Consider the following 21,328-nt stretch of genomic DNA (forward strand, 5'->3'; position numbering starts at 1 on the left):
ACGGAATTCTCATGCGGTACACCGACATCGCGATCATCGGCGGCGGTCTTGCGGGCTCGACCGCAACCGCCATGCTCGGCCGTGCCGGGATACCGACGATCCTGATCGACCCCCACCGGGTCTACCCGTTCGATTTCCGTGTCGAAAAGATCGGCGGCGACCTCCAGCTCGAGCGATTCGCCAGGACCGGCCTCGCCGAGTCGGTGCTCCGCTCGGCGACGCTGGACGGCGAGAACTGGATCGCGCGATTCGGCAGGTTGCTCGACCGGCAGCCGAGCCGGCAATACGGCATCATGTACGACGCGCTGATTGCGGCGATTCGGAACGAAATCGCCGGGCCGGCGGAATTCATCTGCGACAAGGTGATCAATGTCGCGACCAGTTCCGAGCGGCAGCGGCTCGTGCTTGCCAATGGCGAGGAGATCTCGGCGCGCCTTGTGGTGCTTGCCAACGGCCTGAACGTCGGGTTGCGCCGGATGCTCGGCATCGAGCGGCTGGTCACGAGCTTCTGCCACTCGATCTCGCTCGGCTTCGATTTCGTCCCCGTCGGCCGCCCCGCCTTCCCGTTCGCGGCCATGACCTACTTCTCGGAGCGGCCGAGCGACCGCATCCCCTACATCACGCTGTTTCCGATCGGAAACCGGATGCGCGCCAACCTCTTCACCTATCGCAAGGCCGACGATCCCTGGCTGCGGGCGATGCGGCGCAATCCGGTGGAGACGCTGAACGCCGCGCTGCCGCGGCTGCGCCGGCTCACCGGCGAGTTCGACATCGCCGGCGATATCAAGATCAGGCCCGCCGACATCTTTGTCAGCACCGGCTATCGGCAGGCCGGCGTGGTGCTGGTCGGTGATGCCTTCGCCAGCACCTGCCCCGTCACCGGCACCGGTACCGACAAGGTGTTCACCGACGTCGCCCAGCTCTGCAACGTCCACATCCCGGCCTGGCTGTCGACCGACGGCATGGGCGAGGAGAAGATCACCGCGTTCTACGACGATCCGGTCAAGACCGCCTGCGACGCCTGGTCGAACGCCAAGGCATTCAGCTTCCGCGAGGTGTCGGTCGGCAGCGGGCCCACGTGGCGGGCCCAGCGCTGGGCGCGCTTTTTCGGCTATCTCGGCCGCGGCTGGCTGCGCCGGCTGCACAACCCTGCGGCGGCGGCGTCAACGACGCAGCCGGCCAACCACTTCCGGCAACGTCCGCACGCCGCGGACCGGGCGTAACGAAAAATCTGGCGCTCGACCATCGCCCGCGACGCGGGCCTCACGCCTCCTCATCCTCGTCTTCGTCCTCATCGTCATCATCGTCATCATCCGCGCCGTCGGCGTCCTCGTCGTGATTCAGATGTCCCTGGTCGTCCCACAGCTTGCGATAGACGCCATTGCGGGCCAGCAGCTCCTCGTGCGAGCCGCGTTCGATCGCCCTGCCGCCGGAGATCACGATGATCTCGTCCATCTCGACCACCGAAGTCAGGCGATGCGTCGACCAGATCATGGTGCGGCCCTCGGCGACCTTGAGCAGCGTGCGATTGATCGCAGCCTCCGTGGTCTGGTCGAGCGCCGAAGTCGCCTCGTCGAGCAGCAGCACGGACGGGTTACGGATGATCGCGCGCGCGATCGCGATGCGCTGGCGCTGGCCGCCCGACAGGGTATCGCCGCGCTCGCCGACCGGCGTGTCGTAGCGCTGCGGCAGACTCATGATGTAGCGATGGATCTCGGCCTTGCGGGCAGCGTCCTCGACCTCCGCGTCGGTCGCGCCTTCCTTGCCGAGCCGGATGTTCTCGCGGATCGACATGTTGAAAAGCATGTTCTCCTGGAACACGACCGCCATGTTGGCCCGCAGCGACTCGCGCGTCACCCGGCGGATATCGACGCCGTCGACGGCGACGCGGCCCTCGTCCGGCACGTAGAGCCGCAGGATCAGGTTGATCAGCGTGCTCTTGCCGGAGCCGCTGGGACCGACGATCGCAATGCTCTTGCCGGCATTGAGCTTGAGGCTGAGATTGTCGAGCACCGGCGTCTGCGCCCCCTCATATTGGAAGGTGACGCGGTCGAAGGAGATGTCGTTGGTGATGCGCGGCAGATCCGGCGCGCCGGGACGATCGGCGCCGCGGGTCGGCTCGTCGAGCAGTTCCTGGATGTGACGCACCGCCGCCGCCGACTGGATCGACACCGGGATAAAATGCATCAGATGGGCGATGTTGTAGGACACCTCCCAGAACGCACTCTCGAAGGTCACGAAGGTGCCGACGGTGATCTGCCCCTTGGTGGCGAGATAGGCGCCGATCGCCAGCACCACGAGGTGGAGCAGCAGCACCGCGATGGTGACGGTGCGCTCCACCATGGTCGACAGGAACATGGCTGACGCGGCCTTGGCCCGGACGTCGCGGTTGCGCATCGTGAACCAGCCGAGCGCCCGGCGCTGCAGATTGAACGCCTTCACCACCGCCTGCGCGGCGACGTTCTCCTGCACGGTTCCGAGCAGCGCGGCCTCGTTCTGCTTCTGCTCGTAATTGGCCTGCACCGCCTTCGGCGTCAGGATGCGCGGCCCGATCAGGGTGATCGGAAACACCAGCAAGGCGACCACGGCAAGCTGCCAGTTCAGGAACAGCATCAGGATGATGCCTGCGACCAGCTCGAGGCCCGGCAGCGCCGCGCTGTTGGCGAAGGTCTTGACCGAGCCCTCGAACGCCGACAAATCGATCGAGAATCGCGACAGGATCTCGCCGCGCTTGGTGCGCGCGAAATAGGCCGACGGCAGGTTCTGGACATGGTCGAACAGCCGCGTCCGCACGTCGGCGATGATGCCGGCGCCCAGCCGCGCATCCCAGCGCTCGTACCAGACCGCGATGATCGAGGTGACGATGCCGGCAACCGCGAGCACGCCGAGGATCTTGTAGAGGGCCCCGAAATCCTCCTCGCCGAGCGCGTCGTCGATCAGGAATTTCAGGCTGAGCGGCATGATGACGTTGAACAACGTCTCGACCAGCACGCCGAAGGCGACGCAGGCGAACGGCTTCCTGTAGTTCGCCAGGATCGGCCTGACGAAGCCAAAGATCGTGGAGAGCGCGCCGGCGGCTTCCTTGGCGGTGAAGACGACGAGGTCCTCGTCATCATCGTCGTCATCGAGCTCGAACTCGTCGTCCGCGTCGTCTTCCTCTTCGTCGTCAGCCGGCGCCGCGGACGGCTTCGTGGAGGCGGCCGCCGCGGGCGGACCGGACGCGGGCTTCTTCTTCAGCTCGGGATCGTCGGCCGCCGCTCTCGTCGGATCGTCTGATGCAGGAGGTCTTGGCGCCATGAAACCAACCGATGCTCCACGGCCGGCATGACCGCAAATCGAAACCGCAGCTGATAACACTGCGCCCGTAATCCTATGCGATCACGACGAATTCGGCAAAGCGTTTGGAACGGCCGACGCGCCGCAGCGCGCTCGCGCGGATTCGCGTAGCAAAGCATTGCCGCCGTTTGACAGCTGGTTGACACGAGGCCGGTCGGCTCGCGGCAAAAGCTTCCGGTCGGTCCCGCTAGTCGTCGAGGTCGGCTTCGACCTTGTCGAAGAAGGAATAGCGCAGGCTGTCGGAGTCGGCGTACCACTGCCCCGGCCCCTTGTTGGCGGCCAGCGTCAATGTCCACAGCGCATCGGTGCAGTCGCGGCGGTGCATCGACAGATCGAAGCCGTTGCCGAAGAACAATTCCGACCACTCCCACCAGGTGCCGAGCTTCTTCACCCCGCGCAGCAGGTCGTAGCGATCGATCACTGCCGCCGCCATGTCGGAGGTCACCGACGCGAACACGACGCCGGTCTTGACTACGCGGTTGAGCTCGCGCACCCCGCGCACCACCTGCTTTTCGCCGAGATGGCACAGCGAGGTCTCGAACACGAAGTCGAACTCGTTGGCCTTGAACGGCATGTCGGCGATCGAGCCGAGCTTGTTGTACTTCTTGAGCGCCTTCGGCGTCTTGCCGTGGATGTAGCGGTTGTTCTCGATGCCCCAGGCATCGATGCCACGTTCGCGCAGCGCGCCGACCAGTTCGCCGCTGGCGGAGCCGGCGATCAGCAGTTTGTAGCCCTTCGCCCTGCCCCAGACCGTCTTGATCAGGTCCGTCAGATAGGCCGGGTCGGTGAAGTTGCGCCAGACCTCGCTGTAGGGGCCGACGCCGCGATAATTGTCGAAATAGCTGCGGTCGATCTTGTCGGACAGCGAGTTCTCGTCCTGCGCGCGGGTACGGCGCAGCCGCATCATCTCGGTGACGATGATGTCGGTCGCGGCATCGGAGGAATCGAGCAGTCCATTCAGCGTCGAATCGAACAGATAGTCGCCGACCACCACGATGCCGGGATGCTCCTTCGGCTCGGGCCGGTGGTTGGTCATGACGTCGCGCACCGGCAGGCCGCCCGGCAGCGCGTTGACCGACGACAGCCAGCGATGGATCTTGCCTTCCAGGAAATGCTCGCGCGCATCGCCGAGCGAGGCCGGCAGCGACTTCAACGCGGCATCGATCAGCTCCTGGTCGCTGAGATTGGCGAAGGCCAGGGCATCCGAGCCCGCGATCAGCCAGTTCAGCACGCCGTGCTTGCCGACATCGTGGCGCGCGCCCTCATTGTAGACGCAGCAGCCGCCGAACGCTTCCGACATGAACCAGGCGCCCGGGATCTTCTCGCCCCAGAACGGCTCGTCGAACAGGATCGAGACCCGCAGATAATGCGCGGGCCGGTCGAAATAGGCGACGTGCTTGACCATCGACTTGCGCAGCTGTTCGCCGTCCCAGCGCATGGTCGCGAGCCAGGAGTGCGGCAGGCAGACCAGCACGAGATCGAAGTCGCGCGTCTCCGGCCCCTTGCCGTTCATCATGTTGAGCTGGTAGCGGCCGCCAGCGGTCTTGCCGACCTTGAGCACACGATGGTTGAGCTGGATGTCGGCGCTGACTTCCGAGCGTAGACAATCGATCAGCTGCTCGTTGCCGTTCTGGATCGAATACAGGCCGATATAGCCGTCGACGTCCATCACGTAGTTCTTCAGCGCGTTGAGGCCGTTGGTGTTGTGGCTCTCGGTCGCGATGTCGGAACGCGCCATCACCTTGAAGAAACGCTTGGCGGTCGCGTCCTCGACCTCCTCGTCGAGGACCTGCTCGGCGGTCTTGTAGGCCCACGGGTGTTCGTTGTCGTGGGCGCCGACGCCCTCGTAATATTCGATCGGCGACACCAGGTCGCTGCAGCGCTTGCGGAACGCCTCGATCGCGGCCGCGGTCTTCGCCCCGTATTTGCGGCGCATGCCGGGAACGTCGGCAAGCAACTCGCCGTCGAGCTGCACCTGCTCGGCGTCCATCGGGATCGTCTGCAGGCCGAAATGCTGGATCAGCTCGCGCAGCGGGTCCGGCCCCGTCATCGAGTAATCATAGATCTCGGCGACGCCGGCCTCATACATCGCGGGCGCGGTGTCGAATTTGCGCGTGACGATCTTGCCGCCGAGGCGGTTCGACGCCTCGAAGATGGTAACGCGGCAGAGGTCGCCGAGTTTGCGCTTCAAATACCAGGCGCTCATCAGCCCCCCGGGGCCGCCGCCTACGATAGCCAAGTCGAGCATATGGATTCCGTCGTCTCCGGCGCGAGCCAAACAACCGGTCTAAGTCACCCTAGCAAAGGCACTTTTTTGCCTGAAGGAAAGATGAACAAACTGCGTCCCTGCACCGCAGCAAGCAAAGAAAGCAGCAAAAAGGCCGGCTAAACGCCGGCCTTCTCGCCATACCCGTAGTCTTGCGGATGCCTATTCGGCGGGCGGCAGCGCCAGCGGCTCCGCTTCCGGAGCCGTCGGCACGATCGCCGCCTGCTGCTTCTCGCGCTCGTCGAGGATCAGCTTGTCGCGCTTGACCGCGACCTCGCGGATCCGCGCCATCGAAGCGCCGGTGCCGGCCGGGATCAGGCGGCCGACAATGACGTTCTCCTTGAGGCCCTCGAGCGGGTCCACCTTGCCGTTGACGGCAGCTTCGGTGAGCACGCGCGTGGTCTCCTGGAACGACGCCGCCGAGAAGAAGGAGCGGGTCTGCAGGCTCGCCTTGGTGATGCCGAGCAGAACCGGCGTACCCGTGGCGGGCTTCTTGCCCTCCTCCTTGGCCTTGGTGTTGAGCGCGTCGAACTCGATCTTGTCGACCTGCTCGCCCGAGATCATGTCGGTGTCGCCCTGATCGGTGACCTCGACCTTCTGCAGCATCTGACGGACAATCACCTCGATGTGCTTGTCGTTGATAAGCACGCCCTGCAACCGGTAGACCTCCTGGATTTCGTTGACCAGATAGGCAGCGAGCTCCTCGATGCCCTTGATCGCCAGGATGTCGTGCGGCGCCGGATTGCCTTCGACGATGAAATCGCCCTTTTCGACGATGTCGCCGTCCTGAAGGTGGATGTGCTTGCCCTTCGGGATCAGGTACTCGCGCGGCTCCTCGGTCTTGTCCATCGGCTCGATCGAGATGCGGCGCTTGTTCTTGTAGTCGCGGCCGAAGCGGATCGTTCCCGCGGTCTCCGCGATGATCGCCGCATCCTTCGGCTTGCGAGCCTCGAACAGTTCCGCCACCCGCGGCAGACCGCCGGTGATGTCACGCGTCTTGGCGCTCTCGGTCGAGATACGCGCCAGGATGTCGCCCGGCATCACCTTCCCGCCGGTGTCGACCGACAGAATGGCGTCGACCGACAGCATGTAGCGGGCATCGCCGCCACGCGCGAGCTTCATCACCTTGCCGTCCTTGCCCTTGACCACGATGGCCGGACGCAGGTCCGAACCGCCGCGCGTCGTGCGCCAGTCGATGACCACGCGCTTGGCGATACCGGTCGACTCGTCGAGCGTTTCCGAGATCGACTGTCCCTCGACCAGATCCTCGAAACCGATCGTGCCCTCGACCTCGCTCAGCACCGGGCGGGTATAGGGATCCCACTCGGCGATGCGCTGGCCGCGCTTGACCATATCGCCTTCGTCGACGTGCATCTTCGAACCGTACTGAATACGGTGGGTCGCACGCTCGGTGCCGTCGGCATCGACGATCGCAACGACCATGTTGCGCACCATCGCGATCAGGCTGCCTTCGCTGTTGCGGGCGATCGCCTTGTTCTTGATCACGATCTTGCCGTCGAAGTTCGATTCGACGAACGACTGCTCGTTGAGCTGGGCGGCGCCGCCGATGTGGAACGTGCGCATCGTCAGCTGCGTGCCGGGCTCACCGATCGATTGTGCCGCGATGACGCCGACGGCCTCACCGTGGTTGACCGGGGTGCCGCGGGCCAGGTCGCGGCCGTAGCACTTGGCGCAGATGCCGTTGATCAGCTCGCAGGTCAGCGCCGAGCGGATCTTCACTTCCTGGATGCCGGCCTGCTGGATCGCGTCGACGTGGCTCTCCTCCATCAAGGTGTCACGCTTGATGACGACCTCGTTGGTGGCGGGATCGCGCACGTCATCGCAGGCGACGCGGCCCAGGATGCGCGAGCCGAGCGAGGCGACCACGGTGCCGGCGTCGACGATGGCGCGCATCTTGATGCCGAGCGTGGTGCCGCAGTCGGTCTGCGTGATGATGCAGTCCTGCGCGACGTCGACCAGACGGCGGGTCAGGTAGCCCGAGTTCGCGGTCTTCAACGCGGTGTCCGCGAGGCCCTTGCGGGCGCCGTGGGTCGAGTTGAAGTACTCGAGCACCGACAGACCTTCCTTGAAGTTGGAAATGATCGGCGTCTCGATGATCTCGCCCGACGGCTTGGCCATCAGGCCGCGCATGCCGGCGAGCTGGCGCATCTGGGCCGGCGAACCACGCGCACCGGAGTGCGCCATCATGTAGATCGAGTTGATGTCGGCATCCGCGCCCGCCGCCGTCTTCTTGGTGGACGAGATCTCCTTCATCATCGCCTTGGCGACTTCTTCACCGGCCTTCGACCAGGCGTCGACGACCTTGTTGTACTTCTCGCCATGGGTGATCAGGCCGTCATTGTACTGCTGCTCGAAATCCTTCGCCAGCGTACGGGTCTGATCGACGATCTTCCACTTCGACGCCGGCACGACCATGTCGTCCTTGCCGAACGAGATGCCCGCCTTGAAGGCGTTGTAGAAGCCGAGCGCCATGATGCGGTCGCAGAAGATCACCGTCTCCTTCTGACCGCAGTGCCGGTAGACCTGATCGATCACGCCGGAGATCTCGCGCTTGGTCATCAGCTTGTTGATGATGTCGTACGAGATCTTCGGGTTCTTCGGCAGCAGGTTGCCGAGCATGACGCGGCCCGCGGTGGTTTCGATCCAGCGCTTGGAGTGCTTGCCTTCCTCGTCGAGGCCTTCCCACCGGTACTTGATCTTGGTGTGGAGGTGGATGACCTTCGAATGCAGGGCGTGCTCGAGCTCGGCCATGTCGCCGAAGATCTTGCCCTCGCCGGGCAGGCCTTCGCGCATGATCGAGACGTAGTAGAGGCCGAGCACGATGTCCTGCGACGGCACGATGATCGGCTGGCCGTTCGCCGGATGCAGGATGTTGTTGGTCGACATCATCAGGACGCGCGCTTCCAGCTGCGCTTCGAGCGACAGCGGAACGTGCACGGCCATCTGGTCGCCGTCGAAGTCGGCGTTGAAGGCGGCGCAGACCAGCGGATGCAGCTGAATCGCCTTGCCTTCGATCAGCACCGGCTCGAACGCCTGGATGCCCAGGCGATGCAGCGTCGGCGCGCGGTTGAGCAGCACCGGATGCTCGCGGATCACCTCGTCGAGGATATCCCAGACCTCCGGACGCTCTTTCTCGACCAGCTTCTTGGCCTGCTTCACCGTGGTGGACAGGCCCTTGGCATCGAGCCGCGAGTAGATGAACGGCTTGAACAGCTCGAGCGCCATCTTCTTCGGCAGGCCGCACTGATGTAGGCGCAGCTCGGGACCGACCACGATCACCGAACGGCCCGAATAATCGACGCGCTTGCCGAGCAGGTTCTGGCGGAACCGGCCCTGCTTGCCCTTCAGCATGTCGGCGAGCGACTTCAGCGGACGCTTGTTGGCGCCGGTGATGACGCGGCCACGGCGGCCGTTGTCGAACAGTGCGTCGACGGCCTCCTGCAGCATGCGCTTTTCGTTGCGGATGATGATGTCGGGCGCACGCAGCTCCATCAGCCGCTTCAGGCGGTTGTTGCGGTTGATGACGCGGCGGTACAGGTCGTTGAGGTCCGAGGTCGCAAACCGGCCGCCGTCGAGCGGCACCAGCGGACGCAGGTCCGGCGGAATCACCGGCACGACCGTCATGATCATCCATTCCGGCTTGTTGCCGGAAACGCGGAAAGCCTCGACGATCTTCAGACGCTTGGCGAGCTTCTTGTGCTTGATGTCGGAGTCGGTCTCCGCCATGTCGGCACGCAGCGTCGCCTCGAGCTTCTCGAGCTCGAGCCCCTTGAGCAGCTCGCGGATCGCCTCCGCGCCGATCATGGCGGTGAAGGAATCCTGGCCGTACTCGTCCTGCGCCTTCAGATACTCGTCTTCCGACAGCAGCTGACGGTCCTTCAGCGCGGTGAGACCCGGCTCGAGCACGACGTAGTATTCGAAGTAGAGGATCCGCTCGAGATCCTTCAGCGTCATGTCGAGCAGGAGGCCGATGCGCGAGGGCAGCGACTTCAGGAACCAGATGTGGGCGACCGGCGCCGCCAGCTCGATATGGCCCATGCGCTCGCGCCGGACGCGCGACAGCGTCACCTCGACCGAGCACTTCTCGCAGATGATGCCCTTGTACTTCATCCGCTTGTACTTGCCGCACAAGCACTCGTAGTCCTTGATCGGCCCGAAGATGCGCGCGCAGAACAGGCCGTCACGCTCCGGCTTGAAGGTGCGGTAGTTGATGGTCTCCGGCTTCTTGATCTCGCCGTAGGACCAGGACAGAATCTTCTCCGGAGACGCGATCGAAATCCGGATCTGGTCGAAGACCTGGGCCGGGGTCGTCGGATTGAAAAGATTCATAATCTCTTGATTCATGGTCTTCTCCTCGCGTGCCGATCGTCACCGGCAGCAAATTCGAAACTTTTATTCAGCGCGCGCCCCGCCCAACGTCCGAGCGGAGTGCGAAGGCCCGGCGCGTTTGGCGCCGGGCATGATCACAGCGTTACTCGGCCGCTTCCGACGTCGACGCCGGTCCCACCTTGGAATTGTGCAGGTCGACGTTGAGGCCGAGCGAGCGCATTTCCTTGACCAGCACGTTGAACGATTCCGGAATACCGGCCTCGAAGGTGTCGTCGCCGCGCACGATCGCCTCGTACACCTTGGTACGGCCGGCGACGTCGTCCGACTTCACGGTCAGCATCTCCTGCAGCGTGTAGGCGGCGCCGTAGGCTTCCAGCGCCCAGACCTCCATTTCGCCGAAGCGCTGGCCGCCGAACTGCGCCTTGCCGCCCAGCGGCTGCTGGGTGACGAGCGAGTACGGACCGATCGAACGCGCGTGGATCTTGTCGTCCACGAGATGGTGCAGCTTGAGCATGTAGATATAGCCCATCGTCACCTTACGATCGAACTGATCGCCGGTACGGCCGTCATAAACGGTCGACTGGCCGGAGGCGTCGAAGCCCGCGAGCTTCAGCATCTCCTCGATGTCGGCTTCCTTGGCGCCGTCGAACACCGGCGTTGCGATCGGCACGCCGTGGCTCAGATTGCGGCCGAGTTCGACCAGCTCGTTGTCGTTCAGCGACTTGATGGTTTCATCCTCGCCGTAGATCTTCTTCAGGGTCTCGCGCAGCGGCTTGAGATCCTGCTTGTGATAATAGGCGTCGATGGTCTGGCCGATGCGCTTGCCGAGGCCGGCGCAGGCCCAACCGAGATGGGTCTCAAGGATCTGACCGACGTTCATGCGCGACGGCACGCCGAGCGGATTGAGCACGATGTCGGCGTGCGTTCCGTCCTCGAGGAACGGCATGTCCTCGATCGGCACGATCTTCGACACCACACCCTTGTTGCCGTGACGGCCGGCCATCTTGTCGCCGGGCTGGATCTTGCGCTTCACCGCGACGAAGACCTTGACCATCTTCATCACGCCGGGCGGCAGCTCGTCGCCACGCTGCAGCTTCTCGACCTTGTCGAGGAAGCGCTGCTCGAGGCCCTTCTTCGACTCGTCGTACTGCTTCCGCATGGCCTCGATCTCGGCCATCAGCTTGTCGTTCGGCGAGGCGAACAGCCACCACTGCGACTTCGGATACTCGTCGAGCACCGCGCGGGTGATCTTGGTATCCTTCTTGAAGCCCTTCGGGCCGGCGATGCCCTGGCGGTTCTCCAGCAACTCGGCGAGGCGGTTGTAGACGTTGCGGTCCAGGATCGCCTGCTCGTCGTCGCGGTCCTTGGCGAGACGCTCGATCTCCTCGCGCTCGATCGCCAGCGCACGCTCGTCCTTATCGACGCCGTGGCGGTTGAACACGCGGACTTCCACGATGGTGCCCTGCACGCCCGGAGGCACGCGCAGCGAGGTGTCGCGGACGTCGGAGGCCTTCTCGCCGAAGATGGCGCGCAGCAGCTTCTCTTCCGGCGTCATCGGGCTCTCGCCCTTCGGCGTGATCTTGCCGACCAGGATGTCGCCGGCGCGGACTTCCGCACCGATGTAGACGATACCGGCTTCGTCGAGGTTCTTCAGCGCTTCTTCCGAGACGTTCGGAATGTCGCGGGTGATTTCCTCAGGACCGAGCTTGGTGTCGCGGGCCATCACCTCGAACTCCTCGATGTGAATCGAGGTGAAGACGTCGTCCTTCACGATCCGCTCGGAGAGCAGGATCGAGTCTTCGAAGTTGTAGCCGTTCCACGGCATGAACGCGACCAGCACGTTGCGGCCGAGCGCGAGCTCGCCGAGATCGGTCGACGGACCGTCGGCGATGATGTCGCCCTTCTTGACGATGTCGCCGACCTTCACCAGCGGACGCTGGTTGATGCAGGTCGACTGGTTGGAGCGCTGGTACTTCATCAGCCGGTAGATATCGACGCCCGACTTGGTCGGATCGAGATCCTCGGTGGCGCGGATCACGACGCGGGTGGCGTCGATCTGGTCGATCACGCCCGAGCGGCGCGCGGCAATCGCCGCGCCCGAGTCACGGGCGACCACGCCTTCCATGCCGGTGCCGACGAACGGCGCCTCGGCGCGAACCAGCGGCACCGCCTGGCGCTGCATGTTCGAGCCCATCAGCGCGCGGTTGGCGTCGTCGTTCTCGAGGAACGGGATCAGCGCCGCGGCGACCGAAACCAGCTGCTTCGGCGACACGTCCATGTAGTCGACCTTGTCCGGCGTCACCGGCAGCACTTCGCCGGCGTGACGGCAGACCACGAGGTCGTCGGTGAAGCGGCCCTTGGCATCGAGCGGCACGTTGGCCTGCGCGACGCGGTAGCGACCCTCTTCCATCGCCGACAGATAGATCACCTCGTCGGTGACCCGGCCGTCCTTGATCTTGCGATAGGGCGTCTCGACGAAGCCGTACTTGTTGACGCGCGCGAACGTCGCCAGCGAGTTGATCAGGCCGATGTTCGGACCTTCCGGCGTCTCGATCGGGCAGATGCGGCCGTAATGCGTCGGATGCACGTCGCGGACTTCGAAGCCGGCGCGCTCGCGGGTCAGACCGCCCGGGCCAAGCGCCGACAGGCGCCGCTTGTGGGTGATCTCCGACAGCGGGTTGGTCTGGTCCATGAACTGCGACAGCTGCGAGGAGCCGAAGAACTCGCGCACCGCGGCAGCCGCGGGCTTGGCGTTGATCAGGTCCTGCGGCATCACGGTGTCGATATCGACGCTCGACATGCGCTCCTTGATCGCGCGCTCCATGCGGAGCAGGCCGATCCGGTACTGGTTCTCCATGAGTTCGCCGACCGAGCGCACCCGGCGGTTGCCGAGGTGGTCGATGTCGTCGATCTCGCCCTTGCCGTCGCGCAGGTCGACCAGCGTCTTGATGACCGCCAGGATGTCTTCCTTGCGCAGCGTGCGATGGGTATCGGGCGCATCGAGCTCGAGGCGCATGTTCATCTTGACGCGGCCGACCGCGGAGAGGTCGTAGCGCTCGGCGTCGAAGAACAGCGACTGGAACATCGCCTGCGCCGAATCCAGCGTCGGCGGCTCGCCCGGACGCATCACGCGGTATATGTCGAACAGCGCGTCCTCGCGCGTCATGTTCTTGTCGGCAGACAGCGTGTTGCGGATGTAGGCGCCGACATTGACGTGGTCGATGTCGAGCAGCGGCAGGTCCTTGTAGCCCTGCTCGTTCAGCACCTTGAGCGACTTCTCGGTGATCTCCTCGCCGGCTTCGGCGTAGATCTCACCGGTCTTCGGGTTGACGAGATCCTCGGCGAGATAGTTGCCGACGAGCTCCTCGTCCGACATGCGCAGCGCCTTCAGGCCCTTCTCCTGAAGCTGGCGCGCCTGGCGCACGGTCAGCTTCTTGCCGGCCTCGAGCACCACCTTGCCGGTGTCGGCGTCGATCAGGTCGTTGACGGTCGAATAGCCGCGGAAGCGGTTGGCATCGAACGGCACGCGCCATCCGTCCTTGGTCCGCTTGTAGGTGATCTTCTTGTAGAAGGTCGACAGGATCTGCTCGCCGTCGAGACCGAGCGCGTACATCAGCGAGGTCACGGGCAGCTTGCGGCGGCGGTCGATGCGCGCGAACACGATGTCCTTGGCGTCGAACTCGATGTCGAGCCAGGAACCGCGATACGGAATCACGCGCGCGGCAAACAGCAGCTTGCCGGACGAATGGGTCTTGCCCTTGTCGTGGTCGAAGAACACGCCCGGCGAACGGTGCATCTGCGAGACGATGACGCGCTCGGTGCCGTTGACGACGAAGGTGCCGTTCATCGTCATGAGCGGGATATCGCCCATGTAGACGTCCTGCTCCTTGATGTCTTTCACCGACTTGGCGCCGGTTTCCTCGTCGATATCGAACACGATGAGGCGCAGCGTCACCTTGAGCGGCGCAGCGAAGGTCATGCCGCGCTGGCGGCACTCGTCGACGTCATATTTCGGCTGTTCGAACTCGTAGCGGACGAATTCGAGCATCGAGGTGCCGGAGAAATCCGAGATCGGGAACACCGAGCGGAACACCGCCTGCAGGCCCTCGTCGAGCCGACCGCCGGTCGGCTCGTCGACCATCAGGAACTGGTCATAGGACGCCTTCTGAACCTCGATGAGGTTCGGCATCTCGGCGACTTCCTTGATGTGACCGAAAAACTTGCGTACGCGTTTGCGACCGGTGAATGTCTGCTGCGCCATCGTGGCCTCTCATTTTCGTCGCCTTTGTGGGGCGAACCTTCCGGGAGCGACTGCCATCGGCCCCGGGTTGAATTTCGAATCGTCTCGAAGGAACGAAGCGCTAAGTCAGGAATTAAATCCCCGTCCCGGCCCCGACCACCTCCAAAACGCAAAACAACGCGCGGGGCGCATCACTGCACCCGCTCGTCCAAACGCTCCGCTTTACGGACTGAAAAAGCCCGAAATCTGACTGTCTCCCAACGGCTTCCGCCGAGGACCCTGCCGTCCCCGCCGCCTACCGTGTTTTTCCGCTGCCAACCCGATATGGGATGGCAATAAAGGAGATTCGAGGGTTAAGTCCACGGATCCCCACACTTTTTTGTGTCCGGCGCGCCACGCGACAACCTGTCGCACGCCGTTTGCATGGCCCGGGAGCGCCCTGCGACACTCCCGGATCGCGCATTACTTGAGCTCGACCTTGGCGCCAGCCTTCTCGAGCTGGGCCTTGATCTTGTCGGCTTCTTCCTTGTTGACGCCTTCCTTGACGGGCTTCGGAGCGCCTTCGACGAGGTCCTTGGCTTCCTTCAGGCCCAGGCCGGTGATGGCGCGGACTTCCTTGATGACTTCGATCTTCTTGTCGCCGGCCCCAGCCAGCACGACGGTGAAGTCGGTCTTCTCTTCAGCCGGAGCAGCGGCACCGCCACCACCAGCAGCCGGGCCGGCAACCGCAACGGCGGCAGCGGCGGACACGCCCCACTTTTCTTCGAGGAGCTTGGCGAGTTCGGCCGCTTCGAGCACGGTGAGGCTCGAGAGGTCGTCGACGATTTTCTGCAAGTCAGCCATTGTTCAGTTCCTTAAACGTTTGGTTCGAACCAGGTTTGAGATTAGCGAAGGGTCAGGCCGCTTCGCCCTTTGAGGCATGAGCCTGAATGACGCGTGCGAGCTTGGCCGCGGGCGCGTTGGAGAGCTGAGCAAGCTTGGTCGCCGGCGCCACGAGGAGGCCAACGATCTTGCCGCGCAGTTCGTCGAGCGACGGCAGTGAGGCAAGCGCCTTCACGCTGTCGACATTCAGGACGGTTTTACCCATCGAGCCGCCGAGGATGACGAACTTTTCGTTCGCCTTGGCGAATTCGATGGCAACCTTTGGCGCCGCAACCGGATCGTTCGAAGTAGCGATCACGGTCGGCCCCTTCAGCAGGGAGCCGATGGCAGCGACGTCAGTGCCTTCAAGAGCAATTTTGGCGAGACGGTTCTTCGAGACCTTCACCGACGCGCCCGCCTGCTTCATCTGCATGCGCAGCTTCTGCATCTGGGCCACGGTGAGGCCGGAATAGTGAGCAACGATCGCAACCGACGTGGTCTTGAAGACCTCGTTAAGTTGTTCGACCGACTCTTTTTTTGCCGCTCGTTCCACAGCAAGCTCTTTCCGGTTGGCGGCCTTTCCGCGAAGGCAGGACCGCCGGGTTGCACCCATCGTCCCGCCCTAAACCTGATCCTTGGGCGCGAGACCCTTCGGACATGCCGGGCAAGACGACATCTAGAAGCCTGCCCTCCCAGAGCCTTGCGGCCATGGGCTGTCGAGGTTCGAACCAAACCAGCCTCCCGGCCGCGAACTGATCGCGACGTGGAGTGCAAAATCCGGTCTTCACCCGTCTATGCAGGCCATGCGATTAAGCCGTTGAAAACACGAAGTTCTCGCGGGCGCCTGCAGTCTTGGACAGGATCGAGGCACTTCAGCACGCTGAAGGCCCCTGCTCTCACTCCGTCAGAGGCGATGGGTCTCCTTCCTTTCGAGCATCCTTGCGGGCATGCGGAAAGGAATGATCTCCTATCATCTCAGGTTTTCGGATTGCGAGCACGGACATGCCAGCAAGTGCCAGCACGCCCGGAAGGCGCTATGTAGCCGGTCCTGCCCTGCTTGCCAAGAGCAAATTTCAGACCAGTTCGGCGATCCGCCCGGCCCAGCGAAAAATTTCTTCCCGGAGGCGTCACGCTCCAATGCCGTCGCTCGTCTGGGCGCTGGAGGCTCGCATGAAACGATGGATTGCAGGAATTCTCGCCCTCTTCAACCTCGCCAATGGGCTGGTGATGCTGTCGGCCGGTTCCCTCTGGTGGTCGCTGGTGCCCGGCGCCGCCGATACCGGTCCGTTCAACCCTCATTTGGCCCAGGACGTCGGCATTGCCTTCATCGCGGCCGGGCTCGGCCTGGCCGCGCGAGCCTTGTGGCCGGCCTGGTGGCCGGCAGCGGTCGCGGGCGCCGCGTTCCTGGCCGGCCACGGCCTGCTGCATCTCGTGATGATCGCCGGCGGCCACGACCGCCATGCCGCATCCGATCTGGTGGCGGTCGTCCTGCCCGCGGCGCTCGCCCTCTATTCCGCCCTGCCAAATCAAGGAGAACGACATGCGTAGCTTCATCGCGCGCCGCATGCTGCGCGCCTATTCCAGGCGCTACGGCTACGACACCACCTATCTCGAGATCATGCTGAAGGAATCGCCCGCCGCGTTCTTCAAATTCGCCGGCGCGATGAAGGCCGCCGCCTACCGCGCGGTCGCGCCGGTTGAGGCCTTCTATGCTGCCAAGCTGACCGGCGCCCTGGCGGAAGATTGCGGTCCCTGTGCGCAACTGGTCGTCGACATGGCGATCGGAGCCGGAATGGCGGAACAGCAGGTCACCGCCGTGCTCCGTCGTGACGTTGCCCCCATGACCGCGGACACCGCGCTCGGCTTCCACTTCGCCGACGCCATCGTGCAGCGCTCGACCGACGATAACGCCTGCCGCGACGCCGTTCGCGCACGCTGGGGCGAAAAAGGCGTGATCGACCTCGCCATGGCCCTACAAATCGGCCGCATCTTCCCCATGATGAAGCTGGCGCTGGGATATGCCAGGGAGTGTCGCCGCGTGACCGTGGCCGGCCATCAGATCGATGTCATCAAGCAGGCTGCCTGAGCGCGACCCGCTGGCGCCGTATCGGGCGCGGCTGACCGGGCTTGCCTATCGCATGCTCGGTGGCCGCGGCGATGCCGACGATGTGGTCCAGGACGCCTGGCTGCGGTTCGCCGCGGTCGACGACGTTCGCAATCCCGAGGCGTTCCTCGTCACGGTGGTGACCCGGCTTTGTCTTGACCGGCTGAAGAGCGCCCGCGCCCAGCGCGAGGTCTATGTCGGAGCCTGGTTGCCCGAGCCGGTGTTCGACGAGGCGCTGTCGGCCGAGGCGGCGACCGAACTCGCCGACGATCTCTCCTTCGCGCTGATGCTGGCGCTCGACGCCCTGACGCCCCTCGAGCGCGCCGCGTTCCTGCTGCACGACGTGTTCGACCGGCCGTTCGCGGAAGTCGCCCGCACCCTCGAGCGCAGCGAGGCGGCCTGCCGGCAGCTCGCCGCGCGCGCCCGCCGATCGGTCCGCGACAACCGCCCTGTTCCCGCCGAGCCGCCCGAAGGCCACGCTCGGCTGCTGACGGCATTCTGCAAGGCCGCGGCCAGCGGCGACGTCTCCGCCCTCGCCAACCTGCTGCGCGAGGATGCCATCGCGATCACCGACGGCGGCGGCCGCAAGCTGGCGGCGCTGAAGCCGATCAAGGGGGCAGAGAAGATCGTCCGCTTCATCATCGGTATCGCCGGCAAGAACGCCGGCAGCGAGGTTCGCGTCGAACCGATGATGGTCAATGGCAGCGCGGGCGCGCTGATCTTCCTCGATGGCGAAGTCGACCACACACTGAGCATGGCGATCGACGGCGAGACCGGCCGGATCGCGGCGATCTACATCGTCCGCAACCCGGACAAGCTGCGCCACGCGCCGCGCCGGAGCTGAAGCTCCGGTCAGGCCGCCGTCGCCACCGGATAGGCGAGCGGCTTGCCGGCAAAGAACGCGTCGAGATTGGCCAGCACGCAATCCTGCATGGCGACGTGCGATTCCAGCGTGTGGCCGCCGAGATGCGGCGACAGCACCACGTTCGGCAAAGCGGTCAGTGCATCGGGCGCATGCGGCTCCCTGGCGAATACGTCAAGGCCGGCGCCGGCGATCACGCCGTCGGTCAACGCCGCGACCAGCGCCTTCTCGTCGATGACCGAGCCGCGCGCGATGTTGACGACGAACCCGTCACTGCCGAGCCGGCGCAGGATGTCGGAATTGACCGCATGCTCGGTCTCGGCGCCGGCGCGGACGGCCACCAGCAGCACGCTGCACCAATCGGCGAGCGCTTCCAGCGTCGGAAAGGATTGATAGGGCACGTCGTGCTTCGAGCGGCTGAAATAGCCGACCTCGGTCTCGAAGGCCGCGACGCGGGCGGCGATCTTGCGGCCGATCTCGCCCATGCCGTAGACGCCGACCTTGCGGCCGCGCATGCCGGCGTGCGGCCGCATCATCGGCGACGGCTTTGCACCGGCCCAGTCGCCGCTCCGCACGTAATTGTCAGCCACCAGCAGCCGCCGCACCGACGCCAGCATCAAGGTCACCGCCGTGTCGGCGACGGAGGCCGCATTGGCCCCCGGGCTGTGGCCGACCGCGATGCCGCGCCTGGCGGCCGCGGCGAGATCGACGCCGTCATAACCGGTGCCGTAGCAGACGATTGCGCCGAGCTTCGGCAGCATGTCCATGGCCTCCGTGCCGAGCGCCGTGCCGCCCGCGGTGATCATGGCGCGGATATCGGCGAGCTCGGCCGCCGGGAACGCTTCATCCAATCGCTTGCCCGCCGCGTTCAGCAGCTCATAGCGCTCGCCGAAGCGGATCAGCTGGGCCTTGGGAAAGCGTGAATAGACCAGGACCTTATCGGGCATTGTTGTTCTTTCTTGCGAGAGGCTTCAGATCTTGTCTTGGCGCGTTTTCTTCACGCGAACCGGTAGCCACTTCGATCGAAAACGCTTTGGCAAAACAAAGGGCGGAACCGGTTGCCCGGTCCCGCCCCTCTTTAATCTCGTCACGGCCAGAGACCTCAGCCGAGGATTGTGCCCGGCTCGACCTTCACGCCCGGGCCCATGGTGGAGGAAACCGCCACGCGCTGGATGTAGGTGCCCTTGGAGCCCGCCGGCTTCGCCTTGGAGACCGCGTCCGCGAGCGCCTTGACGTTCTCGACCAGCTTGTCCTCGGAGAACGAGGCCTTGCCGATGCCGGCCTGCACGATGCCCGCCTTCTCGACGCGGAACTCGACCGAGCCGCCCTTGGCGCCCTTCACGGCGTTGGTGACGTCCATGGTCACGGTGCCGATCTTCGGGTTCGGCATCATGCCGCGCGGACCGAGCACCTTACCGAGGCGGCCGACCAGGGGCATCATGTCGGGCGTGGCGATACAACGATCGAAATCGATCGCGCCGCCCTGCACCTTCTCGACCAGGTCTTCCGCACCGACGACGTCAGCACCGGCGGCCTTGGCTTCCTCAGCCTTGGCGCCGCGCGCGAATACGCCGACACGAAGCGTACGGCCGGTTCCGTTCGGCAGGTTGACGACGCCGCGGACCATCTGGTCGGCGTGGCGCGGGTCGACGCCGAGATTGATCGCGATCTCGATCGTCTCGTCGAACTTCGACTTGGCGCGCTCCTTGACCATCTTGATGGCATCCGCGAGCGGATAGAGCTTCTCGCGATCGACGCCCTCGCGGGCCTTCTTCAAACGCTTTCCGATTGACATGGCCCGTTACCCCGCAACTTCCAGACCCATCGAACGGGCAGAGCCCTCGACCATCTTCATGGCCGATTCGATGGTGTCGCAATTCAAGTCCTTCATCTTCTTCTCGGCGATCTCGCGCACTTGCGCCTTGGTCACCTGGCCGGCCTTGTCACGGCCCGGCGCCTTCGATCCGGACTGGATCTTGGCGGCCTGCTTGAGGAAGTAGGACATCGGAGGGGTCTTCATCTCGAAGGTGAAGGACCGGTCCGCATAGATGGTGATGATCACCGGGATCGGGGTGTTCTTCTCTTCCTTCTGGGTCTGCGCGTTGAACGCCTTGCAGAACTCCATGATGTTGAGGCCGCGCTGACCAAGCGCGGGGCCGATCGGGGGCGAAGGATTCGCCGCACCGGCCGGGACCTGAAGCTTCAGGTATCCGGTCACTTTCTTTGCCATTTATCACTCCTGTTGTGCCGGACGGGCCGGCGGTTTCAGGTTCCGTGGTTCGGTTGAAGGGGCTGGCGACCGCCTCCTCCCTCCCACGGCCTCTCGACTTGACGCGAGGCATATACCCCGCGCCGTCCGGTCAGACCACCTTTTCGACCTGACCGAATTCCAGTTCCACGGGCGTCGCGCGGCCGAAGATCGACACCGCGACCTTGACGCGCGAGCGCGCCTCGTCGATTTCTTCCACCACGCCGGAGAACGAAGCGAACGGGCCGTCGGCCACGCGTACGTTCTCCCCGATCTCGAACGACACCGACGCCTTCGGACGCTCCACGCCCTCCTGCACCTGGTGCAGGATCCGCATCGCCTCCGCTTCCGAGATCGGCATCGGCTTGTTTTCCGCGCCGAGGAAGCCGGTCACCTTCGGGGTGTTCTTGATCAGATGGAACGCCTCGTCGGTCAGCTTCATCTTCACCAGCACATAGCCCGGGAAGAACTTGCGCTCGGCGTCGATCTTGCGGCCGCGGCGCACCTCTGTGACCTTCTCGGTCGGCACTAGAATCTGCTCGAACAGTTCTTCCAGCCCACGCTGCTTGGCCTGCTCGCGGATCGATTCCTGAACCTTCTTCTCGAAGTTCGAATAGGCGTGGACGATGTACCAGCGCTTGTCCATCAATTGAGTTCCCATGCTCATCAGTGGATGCCCAGTATCAGGGTAATCAGATAGCGGATGATCTGATCTGCGGCGAAGAAGAAGACCGAGGCCAGCGCCACCATCACGAACACCATGATGGTGGTGATGGTCGTCTCGCGGCGCGTCGGCCAGGTGACCTTGGCGGTCTCCGAGCGCACTTCCTGCAGGAATTTGAACGGGCTGAAAGCCATCGTGAGATCCGCGTCCGTCTCCGGACGATTGCAACGTTTCAAGGAATCCGAACAGCCGACCTTGCGGACCCAGCCCTCGTTTGGAAGGTTGAGCCGATAAACGAGCTCGAATGTTCGGGGAATTAGGCCGCGCCGGATATCCGCCATCAAAGCGGGCCGGCTGCGAGTGGCGAGTATCTACTGCGAGACCGGCCAAACGTCAA

15 protein-coding genes are annotated in these 21,328 nt (G+C 64.3%); 4 read left to right on the plus strand and 11 right to left on the minus strand.

Translation table 11 applies throughout. From position 1 onward, the window contains the following. Window positions 1-11 precede the first annotated feature (11 nt). Window positions 12-1,223 (plus strand): FAD-dependent oxidoreductase, encoded by a 1,212-nt coding sequence (locus ACVMDN_RS20420; protein ID WP_076831377.1) that lies wholly within the window; start codon window positions 12-14, stop codon window positions 1,221-1,223. A 40-nt stretch (window positions 1,224-1,263) separates the two neighbouring features. Here ACVMDN_RS20420 and ACVMDN_RS20425 read toward each other — a convergent pair whose 3' ends face one another. The 6 genes from ACVMDN_RS20425 to rplJ form a co-directional block, all read right to left on the minus strand. Next, window positions 1,264-3,297 (minus strand): ABC transporter ATP-binding protein, encoded by a 2,034-nt coding sequence (locus ACVMDN_RS20425; protein WP_253623754.1) that lies wholly within the window; start codon window positions 3,295-3,297, stop codon window positions 1,264-1,266. 226 nt (window positions 3,298-3,523) lie between these two features. Continuing rightward, a complete protein-coding gene (locus ACVMDN_RS20430; protein ID WP_456835033.1) occupies window positions 3,524-5,584 on the minus strand; it encodes an FAD-dependent oxidoreductase in 2,061 nt (686 codons plus the stop codon). A 180-nt stretch (window positions 5,585-5,764) separates the two neighbouring features. Continuing rightward, window positions 5,765-9,967: a DNA-directed RNA polymerase subunit beta' gene (rpoC, locus tag ACVMDN_RS20435; protein WP_057019552.1), complete on the minus strand. Its 4,203-nt coding sequence runs from the start codon at window positions 9,965-9,967 to the stop codon at window positions 5,765-5,767. Between the two features lie 127 nt (window positions 9,968-10,094). Further along, on the minus strand, window positions 10,095-14,213 hold the full coding sequence (gene rpoB / locus ACVMDN_RS20440) for a DNA-directed RNA polymerase subunit beta (protein WP_057019553.1): 4,119 nt from the start codon (window positions 14,211-14,213) through the stop codon (window positions 10,095-10,097). 441 nt (window positions 14,214-14,654) lie between these two features. Continuing rightward, window positions 14,655-15,035 (minus strand): 50S ribosomal protein L7/L12, encoded by a 381-nt coding sequence (rplL, locus tag ACVMDN_RS20445; protein ID WP_028335453.1) that lies wholly within the window; start codon window positions 15,033-15,035, stop codon window positions 14,655-14,657. A 52-nt stretch (window positions 15,036-15,087) separates the two neighbouring features. Beyond that, window positions 15,088-15,606, minus strand: a complete 519-nt coding sequence (rplJ, locus tag ACVMDN_RS20450) for a 50S ribosomal protein L10 (RefSeq protein WP_028335452.1) — start codon at window positions 15,604-15,606, stop codon at window positions 15,088-15,090. 584 nt (window positions 15,607-16,190) lie between these two features. On the opposite strand from rplJ, the gene ACVMDN_RS20455 reads away from it, so the two are divergent. Genes ACVMDN_RS20455 through sigJ form a run of 3 tightly spaced genes read left to right on the plus strand, consistent with a single transcriptional unit; the run spans window position 16,191 to window position 18,001 of the window. After that, complete coding sequence (locus ACVMDN_RS20455) at window positions 16,191-16,601, plus strand: hypothetical protein (RefSeq protein WP_083715139.1); 411 nt, start codon at window positions 16,191-16,193, stop codon at window positions 16,599-16,601. A gap of 16 nt (window positions 16,602-16,617) precedes the next feature. Then, window positions 16,618-17,139 carry a hypothetical protein gene (locus ACVMDN_RS20460; protein WP_141342194.1) on the plus strand — a complete coding sequence of 174 codons (522 nt, stop codon included), beginning with the start codon at window positions 16,618-16,620 and terminating at the stop codon, window positions 17,137-17,139. Further along, window positions 17,117-18,001: an RNA polymerase sigma factor SigJ gene (sigJ, locus tag ACVMDN_RS20465; RefSeq protein ID WP_456835032.1), complete on the plus strand. Its 885-nt coding sequence runs from the start codon at window positions 17,117-17,119 to the stop codon at window positions 17,999-18,001. The genes ACVMDN_RS20460 and sigJ overlap by 23 nt, the downstream gene beginning before the upstream one ends. 8 nt (window positions 18,002-18,009) lie before the next feature. Here the strand turns inward: sigJ and ACVMDN_RS20470 are convergent, their stop codons facing one another. The 5 genes from ACVMDN_RS20470 to secE all read right to left on the minus strand — a co-directional run bounded on the left by ACVMDN_RS20470 (window position 18,010) and on the right by secE (window position 21,125). After that, window positions 18,010-18,966: a 2-hydroxyacid dehydrogenase gene (locus tag ACVMDN_RS20470; RefSeq protein WP_456835031.1), complete on the minus strand. Its 957-nt coding sequence runs from the start codon at window positions 18,964-18,966 to the stop codon at window positions 18,010-18,012. A gap of 155 nt (window positions 18,967-19,121) precedes the next feature. Beyond that, window positions 19,122-19,814, minus strand: coding sequence for a 50S ribosomal protein L1 (gene rplA / locus ACVMDN_RS20475; protein WP_018272150.1), 693 nt, complete (start codon window positions 19,812-19,814; stop codon window positions 19,122-19,124). A gap of 6 nt (window positions 19,815-19,820) precedes the next feature. After that, the gene (gene rplK / locus ACVMDN_RS20480; protein ID WP_016840552.1) at window positions 19,821-20,249 is read right to left on the minus strand and encodes a 50S ribosomal protein L11; all 429 of its coding nucleotides are present in this window, start codon (window positions 20,247-20,249) and stop codon (window positions 19,821-19,823) included. Between the two features lie 130 nt (window positions 20,250-20,379). After that, the gene (gene nusG / locus ACVMDN_RS20485) at window positions 20,380-20,913 is read right to left on the minus strand and encodes a transcription termination/antitermination protein NusG (RefSeq protein WP_021081670.1); all 534 of its coding nucleotides are present in this window, start codon (window positions 20,911-20,913) and stop codon (window positions 20,380-20,382) included. A 20-nt stretch (window positions 20,914-20,933) separates the two neighbouring features. Next, on the minus strand, window positions 20,934-21,125 hold the full coding sequence (gene secE, locus ACVMDN_RS20490; RefSeq protein WP_028335448.1) for a preprotein translocase subunit SecE: 192 nt from the start codon (window positions 21,123-21,125) through the stop codon (window positions 20,934-20,936). Window positions 21,126-21,328: the final 203 nt, after the last annotated feature.

Source organism: Bradyrhizobium sp. USDA 4510 (genome assembly GCF_054059095.1).

What these genes read in the sequence shown, in the direction of transcription:
- ACVMDN_RS20420 (WP_076831377.1), top strand. Translation starts at nt 12, where the DNA reads ATGCGGTACACCGACATCGCGATCATCGGCGGCGGTCTTGCGGGCTCG.
- ACVMDN_RS20425 (WP_253623754.1), bottom strand. Translation starts at nt 3,297, where the DNA reads ATGGCGCCAAGACCTCCTGCATCAGACGATCCGACGAGAGCGGCGGCC.
- ACVMDN_RS20430 (WP_456835033.1), bottom strand. Translation starts at nt 5,584, where the DNA reads ATGCTCGACTTGGCTATCGTAGGCGGCGGCCCCGGGGGGCTGATGAGC.
- rpoC (WP_057019552.1), bottom strand. Translation starts at nt 9,967, where the DNA reads ATGAATCAAGAGATTATGAATCTTTTCAATCCGACGACCCCGGCCCAG.
- rpoB (WP_057019553.1), bottom strand. Translation starts at nt 14,213, where the DNA reads ATGGCGCAGCAGACATTCACCGGTCGCAAACGCGTACGCAAGTTTTTC.
- rplL (WP_028335453.1), bottom strand. Translation starts at nt 15,035, where the DNA reads ATGGCTGACTTGCAGAAAATCGTCGACGACCTCTCGAGCCTCACCGTG.
- ACVMDN_RS20455 (WP_083715139.1), top strand. Translation starts at nt 16,191, where the DNA reads ATGCCGTCGCTCGTCTGGGCGCTGGAGGCTCGCATGAAACGATGGATT.
- ACVMDN_RS20460 (WP_141342194.1), top strand. Translation starts at nt 16,618, where the DNA reads ATGCTGCGCGCCTATTCCAGGCGCTACGGCTACGACACCACCTATCTC.
- sigJ (WP_456835032.1), top strand. Translation starts at nt 17,117, where the DNA reads ATGTCATCAAGCAGGCTGCCTGAGCGCGACCCGCTGGCGCCGTATCGG.
- ACVMDN_RS20470 (WP_456835031.1), bottom strand. Translation starts at nt 18,966, where the DNA reads ATGCCCGATAAGGTCCTGGTCTATTCACGCTTTCCCAAGGCCCAGCTG.
- rplA (WP_018272150.1), bottom strand. Translation starts at nt 19,814, where the DNA reads ATGTCAATCGGAAAGCGTTTGAAGAAGGCCCGCGAGGGCGTCGATCGC.
- rplK (WP_016840552.1), bottom strand. Translation starts at nt 20,249, where the DNA reads ATGGCAAAGAAAGTGACCGGATACCTGAAGCTTCAGGTCCCGGCCGGT.
- nusG (WP_021081670.1), bottom strand. Translation starts at nt 20,913, where the DNA reads ATGGACAAGCGCTGGTACATCGTCCACGCCTATTCGAACTTCGAGAAG.
- secE (WP_028335448.1), bottom strand. Translation starts at nt 21,125, where the DNA reads ATGGCTTTCAGCCCGTTCAAATTCCTGCAGGAAGTGCGCTCGGAGACC.